The organism is Chengkuizengella marina (genome assembly GCF_009910845.1).
Taxonomy (GTDB): domain Bacteria; phylum Bacillota; class Bacilli; order Paenibacillales; family KCTC-33759; genus Chengkuizengella; species Chengkuizengella marina.
On record NZ_SIJB01000049.1, the window covers coordinates 23,937 to 31,673 of the forward strand.

Annotated in this window: 8 protein-coding genes and 1 pseudogene; all 9 read right to left on the bottom strand. The window is 31.4% G+C overall.

What is annotated here, in order from left to right:
* Positions 1 to 17: 17 nt before the first annotated feature.
* Positions 18 to 722, bottom strand: coding sequence for an NUMOD3 domain-containing DNA-binding protein (locus ERL59_RS18960; protein WP_160647819.1), 705 nt, complete (start codon positions 720 to 722; stop codon positions 18 to 20).
* Between the two features lie 151 nt (positions 723 to 873).
* A pseudogene (locus tag ERL59_RS18965) lies at positions 874 to 1,758 on the bottom strand (ribonucleoside-triphosphate reductase, adenosylcobalamin-dependent); the annotation flags it as partial.
* 63 nt (positions 1,759 to 1,821) lie between these two features.
* Complete coding sequence (locus tag ERL59_RS18970) at positions 1,822 to 3,444, bottom strand: single-stranded-DNA-specific exonuclease RecJ (protein ID WP_160647820.1); 1,623 nt, start codon at positions 3,442 to 3,444, stop codon at positions 1,822 to 1,824.
* Positions 3,445 to 3,457: 13 nt separating this feature from the next.
* Positions 3,458 to 4,516, bottom strand: a complete 1,059-nt coding sequence (locus ERL59_RS18975) for a toprim domain-containing protein (protein ID WP_160647821.1) — start codon at positions 4,514 to 4,516, stop codon at positions 3,458 to 3,460.
* Positions 4,517 to 4,529: 13 nt separating this feature from the next.
* Positions 4,530 to 6,062: a DnaB-like helicase C-terminal domain-containing protein gene (locus ERL59_RS21475; protein ID WP_160647822.1), complete on the bottom strand. Its 1,533-nt coding sequence runs from the start codon at positions 6,060 to 6,062 to the stop codon at positions 4,530 to 4,532.
* A 5-nt stretch (positions 6,063 to 6,067) separates the two neighbouring features.
* Positions 6,068 to 6,661: a hypothetical protein gene (locus ERL59_RS18985; RefSeq protein WP_160647823.1), complete on the bottom strand. Its 594-nt coding sequence runs from the start codon at positions 6,659 to 6,661 to the stop codon at positions 6,068 to 6,070.
* A gap of 160 nt (positions 6,662 to 6,821) precedes the next feature.
* Positions 6,822 to 6,986, bottom strand: coding sequence for a hypothetical protein (locus ERL59_RS18990; protein WP_160647824.1), 165 nt, complete (start codon positions 6,984 to 6,986; stop codon positions 6,822 to 6,824).
* A gap of 41 nt (positions 6,987 to 7,027) precedes the next feature.
* Positions 7,028 to 7,381: a RyR domain-containing protein gene (locus ERL59_RS18995; RefSeq protein WP_160647825.1), complete on the bottom strand. Its 354-nt coding sequence runs from the start codon at positions 7,379 to 7,381 to the stop codon at positions 7,028 to 7,030.
* A gap of 146 nt (positions 7,382 to 7,527) precedes the next feature.
* The coding region (locus ERL59_RS20935) for a hypothetical protein (RefSeq protein WP_210767457.1) at positions 7,528 to 7,737 on the bottom strand (210 nt) is incomplete at its 5' end.

A 7,737-nucleotide genomic window follows, 5' to 3' on the forward strand; every position in this document is an offset into this window, starting at 1 on the left:
CATCCTACGCCTTTCGGCTAGTCGTTACACGTTCCTATAATATCGACTTTTGCTCCTTCGTATATGTCATTCTTACTCTTCTTTTTGTAATGTAGCAAGCCACCTGTATGTCGCACCCGCACAAAAGCAATTCCAAACTTTTTCTCACAGGCTTTAGCGTGAAGTATTTCAATATCTCCGTTTTTATAGGTAATGTTATATGCCTTACTGTTATGATGTTTAATTCCTGTTTTCCCATACATATAATTATCTTTGCCTTTAAATCCCTTACCAAACATAGGGTTATCTTTGCCATATCTAGCACCTTTACCTTTGCGATTAGCTGATATTTTTTGCTTTGTTTGCTCTGTATGCTTATTACCATAAAAATGATTGGCTTCTTTTGTCATTCTTACGCCATACATAGGATTTTTTTTGCCAATAGGCGGATTTATATATCTAGGATTTAGGCTCCCTTCGGAAAAACCTGTACCTCCACTAGTGAAATTGCATCTTGCTTGACCTATACACTTAAGCTCTGCAATTCTTTCAATCTCTAATTTACAAGCTTCTTCATTTGTTAAGTGTTGATGAACTAAACGTACAGCACAATTATATTTGTTATATACATTGTTAAAATACTTACTACGATTATGAAGTTCAAACCTACGAATTCCATTACCTTTACCTACATAGAATACTTCAAAAGTATCTACAATAAACCATTCATATACATAGAACATACAAACCAACCCTCTACATCAATATATAGCTATATATTCCATATAACTAGGCTGTTGGTCAAACATTATAAGCTTCGCTCGGTATTGTCCCTGTGGGAGTTTCACCGAATTAAAGAAGTGTTTTTTTATGTTGGAGGCATCAGAAAAGTTTACCACCAACAACTACATTTGCTCCTATCAGATTGCCCATATCTAAAATATGAATAGGTCTGACTTGACCATATCCTTTTTCATCTGAAACAATAGGTTCAAGATGTGGATCAATTTTATTTTTTAAAGTTTTATCAAAACCAACAAACATTTCTCTTAATGGTTCATGACCACTAGCCGTACCACCAAAAGTCTTCAATCTTTCCCCTTTTGGCCTAACAGAATTATAACTAATTTTGATTGTATGAATATGCTCATATTCTTTCATAGTAAGCAATTCTAAATAAAATCCTAATGCATCACGCCACGCTTCTTTACTATCCCCAACATAAATTTTTGCAAATCCATTATCAAACAAAGATAGCTTTGTATTCTCAAGTCTTTGACCTATTGGAACAGGATTATATTCAGAATGAAGCAATGTTGTATCAATTCTAATCTTCGGTAATCGTCGAGCCATCTCTTTTGAACACCTAAATCCAACTCCTGTACCTACCATTAAAAGATAGAACAGATCTTTTAAATCATTCCATTTTGAAATGTTCAAAAATGAGCAGTTGAAATTTCCTAAAACAAATTTTTCTTCTATAGTTGAATTAGCACCACCTACCCATAAAGTTCTTCCTGAGCAAAACTGCTTTGTTTTATACATATTAGTAAAAAATAATTGAGCTTCTTTTCTTAGCTTTTTAAAATCAATAGGGAATCCGATCTCTTCAATATGTTTTTTTGCTAAATTCATATTATAATTAACAGCTCTTTTACAAGTTTCTTGCCATAATTCTCTCCTCCTTTTGTCACTAAGCCACCTTGAATAAGTTCTATAGTATACAAATTCACCTAATTCATTTAGTGGTTTTGGATTTTCCTCCACTACTTTATTCATAAACTCGTCTGTAATAAACTCCAAAATTCATCCTCCATAATTATATTATTTTATTTATCACTTTTAAACTGCTTTATAATCTTCTATAATAATTTGTTTATTCCTAACTAATTTCTTTCCTTTACCCCATGTTGGGATAAACTCGTTAATTTTCAACTGTCCCACTACCTCTAGCTCATCTAAATCCATTACATCTTCTGCATAAGTTTTATCAGTCTTAAACTTCATTAATTCAATTTCATTACATACTACTTTGATTGTATCCTTATTTTTACCAAGCACTTTTCTCTCTCCAGTAACTATTCTATCTACTTTAAAAGTAGCTGCTGGAAATCCAGTACCCGATATATGATTAAACTTTTCAACTTCCTTGATCATTCCAAAAGAGATATCATCTACCGAAATTTCTAAATCGTATTCGAAAACAGGTGTAAACTTGTACTTTTCTAACTTTTCATTAACAAAAGTCTTTAGAGAATTTAACTTATCTTTTGATATTTCTACTCCTCCAGCAAATTCATGACCTTCAGCTTTATTTACTACTCCAGTTTTTTTTAAAAACTCTTTCATATTTTTCAACTCGCCACATGCTCTAAAACTACCAGTTAAAATCTCTCCTCCCTTTAAAACAATAGAGGGTTTGTTGAATTGGTCTGTTAATTGTTGTGCAACTAGACCATTAAAACCCTTACTTATATCTTTTATAGCAGCAACTATAAACTTATCTTCCTCTTTAATTTGTGGAAGACATTTTTCAAATAAAATTTTTTGTATTTGTTTTCTCTCTTCATTCAATTCAATCATTTCTTCAACTATTTCAACACATCGTAAATAGTCATCTGAAATAAGCAGTTCTAGTGCTAATTCTATTTTGTCCATTCTAGCACAGCCATTTATTAAAGGACTGATTATATATGCAATAGTTTGACTATCTATGGATATCACATCAATATTCTTCAGATTTAAAATTACTTGGACTCCAGGATTATTTATATTTTTTAACCCTTTACTAATCATGTATCTGTTTTCAAGAACGGAGCAATCCATCATGTCAGCATACATACCCATTCCACACATGTCTATGTAGTTTTCAAAGGTTTCACTACCTAAATTATCATCAATCACTTGCATAACCTTAAAAGTTAAGCCAGCTCCCGAAATACTCTTGTTAGGATAATGATCTAACTGAGGATTAACTATTGTTGCATAAGGATTTTTTCTTTCAAACGCATGATGATCAATAATAACAATATCAATTCCATTTTTGCTTATCGCTTTACAAGCATCAGTTGAATTTGTTGATGAATCTAATATGATAAGTAAGTCTGTTTCATCATTTATATATTGTATTTGGTTCTCGATTCCATGACCTATAGATCGCTGATTGTATATGTAATATATGTTATCTGTAAATTGTTTTAAGAATCGAACCATCATTGCTGTAGAAAATATTCCGTCACTGTCACAGTCAGCAGATACACAAATACGTTTACCTTGATAAACTGCCTTGATTATTTTATTTGTCACTTCTTCAATATTTTTTAATTTATATGGGTTATGTAATGAATTTTTAGATGGATTTAAGAACTTATCTAAATCTTCAATCCCTCGAATTTTAGCTAATTTTTCAAGTACTGAATCTGTGTTTTTTATTCGTTTAACAGGTTTTCTTTTAATCCACTCCAATTATATCAGTCTCCTATCTAAATCTATCAAATAATCTATATCTATCTTTAAAAAGATTGTGCCAATTATCACATCCTTTATCCACAGGAGAATCTTTATCATTCAAAATATCCCCCTTATCTATGACACATGAAATCTTCCTATTTTTAATTTTTTTTGCCAGGTCTTTTATATATCCAACTGTTCTATCCTTGTCAAAAGCAAAGATTACCTCAATACCTAACCCTAATTCCTTAAGTAGCTTCACCTGGTGTTCTGAAACCTGATCCCCCTCAACACTTACACAGTTTCTATAGCCAAATTGCCAAGATTTCATGACGCTTTTATAACCTTCAAACAAAATTACTTGTTTAGATTCTTTAATATATGGGATTGCATTATGTAAATTAAACAGCTCTAAACTTTTATTCATTCTATGTAAGTATAAATATTTTTGTTGTCTCTGAGTAACTTCATTTTTTCCTACATATCTACCTTTAACTCCAATTAATTCTCCCTTACTATTTCTAACCATAGTAACTACTCGTTGACTATTTAAATGGAATCCTACTTCAAAGATCTTTTGAATTTCAAAATTAATTCCTTCATCTATCCATCCTTTATAGGGATTCATTGTGTATTGCTTTTTCACATTTTCACTTATTACTTTATTTTCTTGTATAACGGTATATTTTTTAGCTCTCTTCTTTCTAATATTTTTTAACCAAACGTTATGTTGCTTTTTAGGAGTAAATGAATCAGCATTATAACCACAGGCTTTTAAAATCCATTGTTTTGAATTTGACAGATTGGCTTTAAATTCATCGTTAGATTTTTTCCCATAAATTATATATGAAACTAAAGCATATATATCTCCACTAACCCCACGACTTCTAATATCAATCTGGAGTCCCTCGGTATTTTTCACTTGAACAGATCGTGTATGATCTGACCCAAACCTATCTGGTAATTGTGCTACAAATAAATCTCCCTGTTGTTCGCATCTTATATTTTCACATTCTAACGCATGTAATATCTCTTCAATTCTTCCATCTTCATATATTTGTTTTTTGATTTCTTTAAGATCATTCATAGATCAACTCCCTCTAGTAATTCTTATCATCCCTTACAGTCGTCCATCCAACTTCATCCCAGGTATTATTGTTGAAGTTTACTTTCATTACTAATACATCTAATCCCGTTTTATTGTCTTGTCCTCGCCTATTTTTAGGAGTGAAGTCTAAATAATATATATCCTCTTTTGATAAAGTAAAGGTATCTTTTATGTATTTACTATTTTCAAATGGGTTGTTTTTTTCATCATTTTTCACATAGTTATAGCATTTTAGTTCTCTATCTCCACCTTCATATTCATCTGCCCAAACAGCACGAATCATGAAAACCACACTTGCCTCATTTTTAATTTTTTTAGATTCCCCAAATGCATGCTCATTCAAGAATCTACTTTTTAATGCTGCATCACTGAGCTGTACATTTACCCATATTGATACATTTAATCCCCCGCCATCTGGTCTCGCTAGTTTATATAGTTCTTTGAAATCATCAGTAAATCTTTCCCAACGTTGTTGACTAACGCCTCCCTCACTAGGTTTTCCAGTGTCTATCAGGATTCTTCTATATCCGCGAGTATTGTAATGCCTAACGATTCTTTTAACATCGTCCATTACATAGTTTTCCATGAATACGAATTTAATTAGATCCAACTCGCCTTCACAAAGTTTATGCACCCAGTCAACGGCATTACTCATCTTTTCAAACTCTTCTTTAGAAAAGTTACCCTCGTTTAGTTTTTGACGTTTAATACTTTTTTCAGTCCCTGTACCCATTGCCGTTACAATAAGCATCTTTTTAAACTCTGTTATAGATTGTTCATTGGCAATAATCAATAATTTTTCTTGCTTCTCAATGCAACTCATCACAACTTTATTAAAACTCATAGAGGTTTTTCCAGATCCACCAAATCCACCAAGAATATATAAATTTCCATAATCCCACCCAGTACATATATTTGTCATATGTTTAGATTGGTAAAAAGGTAGTCCAGTTGCAGGATTCTCATTCCAATCCTGTATCCCATCTTTCAATCCTTCTAATAAGTTATATTCATCAAAGTGGCTATCCTCACCTAGCGAAATTTGATTAACCTTATCTTCCCAGTACACCTGTAACTGCTCATTACTCATCTTTTCATAGTTGTATTTATCAGTTCGTCTCAAAACCTTCTCGCCAAACAAGTCACACAACTTCTTTAAAAGAGAATACTTTTTTACATCATTGTAATACGATTGTACATTCTCTTCTTTATCATAAACTTCGCTAATAATATCCCCGATAGTTTCATATCCACCATATTCAGAGTATTTATTCTCAATATTCAGTTGTTTAACAAACTTAGCAGATGAGATATCATCGAAGCTTGTTAATTCTTTTTCGTGCATATGTCGGCCAAGTCCAAAGAAGAATCCATACACTTTGTTTTGAAAAGTCTTTACGTCAACGCTACTCTTTGGATACATATTATAAAGTTCAGGGTTGTTCCAAAATAATGCTGTAAAGTATGCTTCAGACATTTCAGATTTATCTTGTAAAGTATGATCGTAATTGTTTATGAAAATCACCTCACTTAATCTAAAAATTCTAGAATTCCATTATCCTTCTGGTTCCTTTTATATGTGATCTCACGTTCAACAAATTCAGGAACGATTTCTTTTGTTTTCTCTCTTGCTTCTTGCTGCTCTAATTGATTAATTTGTTTTTTTACCATTTGAATTTTATCAATTACAATAGCCAAACAATACCTTAGTTCTTTTAGAGTACTTCCCTCAAAGTTCTTCCTATTTTTCCAATACCTTATATCATCTTGGTACTTTCGATATGTTTCAGAAATTACTTTAAAAGCAAATCCTTCTTTATATCGTCTATTTTTCTTTCCCATAACAATAGATGATCCATTTCTTAAGTCTTGTAAGAATGGATAGAACTGACCAGGTACATTATCGATTTCGTGAACTACTTTAATAATTTCTATCAATTGATCCATCTCTTTTTGCTCTTTCTTTAAAAACTCTTGCTGCTCAATAAAATTTTGATAACAACCTTTACAATAATATTTGTTATAAGTTCTTCCACTTTCAACTTCATGAATATGAAGAATCATATTATCCGAAGAGTCTTTTTTCTTACAGCTCTCTAACTTACAAATGACTTTTCTAGCCAATTAAACACCCCCATCTATATTTATTTTATTTATCATTTATTGAATTTTTTAGATAAAAAGTATCCTTTTATCGGATGTAGTAAATAATGATTAACACATCTTAGAAAAACTGGTTATTCTTTTGGGTAAAGAGTCGTTGAGGTTTCTCCCGCTTTTTTCCTCACGGCTCTTTTTTCGTTGTTTCTTGCCATGATTTTTCAAATATAATACGACTCATTAATGCAGCATAGTCATCCTTCCTTCGTTTAGGAACTTCATCTCCTTTAATAATCGAATCCATAATTGCATCTAGAATCACTTCCATTTCCTCTATACTGACATTCATTATTCCTAATCCTTTCTAAATAAAATCACAATTTTATCAAATCACTCTTGCACTCCATATTTTTTAAACGTGCTACAAATTGAAGTGAATAATAAATCTTTTGTTCGTTGATATTTTGGTAATTCTTCGTAACGCATAATACATGGATGTGTTTTTTCTACTGGATCTTTTTCTTTGCCATATACCCAACCTTCTTTTAACTTTTGTTCCAACCAATTTTCATGAGACATCTCAGGTGTAACATCATTTTCTAGATGATATTCAACACCATTAATAGCTGATGTTTTTTGCCATTCAGGCGCATCCTCCCATGATACTTGTGAAAAGTCTCTATTACTTTCACAATATGCTTTATTGACGTTGTGGCATAGCTCTGCAATTTGTTCAATTTTCATATTTTTATCCTCTTCCTTTCTTCGTTAAAATGATAATTTTATTTCACCTTAAATTAATGACAAAATAGTGATAATATTAGTATATTATTTTGATCACAAACAATATAAATTTATAAAAGGGAGATCATTATGAAAAATGTCCTTAATCATAATAAGATTCCACTAATTATATCTATTATTATGTTAATCTTAGTTTTAAGCTTATTCTTAATAGAAAGAAACTTTTTAGAAATAATAGTGGCAATACTAGTGGGAATACCAATTTTCTTAATATTCATATACTTTTCGGCTTGGAAACCCACTCCTTCAGGGGTGGGAGGAAAAGCCGTTGCCTCCTTTATTTTTTCGCTATTTAA

Coding starts and splice junctions, on each gene's coding strand:
- ERL59_RS18960 (WP_160647819.1), bottom strand. CDS start 722: ATGTTCTATGTATATGAATGGTTTATTGTAGATACTTTTGAAGTATTC.
- ERL59_RS18975 (WP_160647821.1), bottom strand. CDS start 4,516: ATGAATGATCTTAAAGAAATCAAAAAACAAATATATGAAGATGGAAGA.
- ERL59_RS18990 (WP_160647824.1), bottom strand. CDS start 6,986: ATGAATGTCAGTATAGAGGAAATGGAAGTGATTCTAGATGCAATTATG.
- ERL59_RS18995 (WP_160647825.1), bottom strand. CDS start 7,381: ATGAAAATTGAACAAATTGCAGAGCTATGCCACAACGTCAATAAAGCA.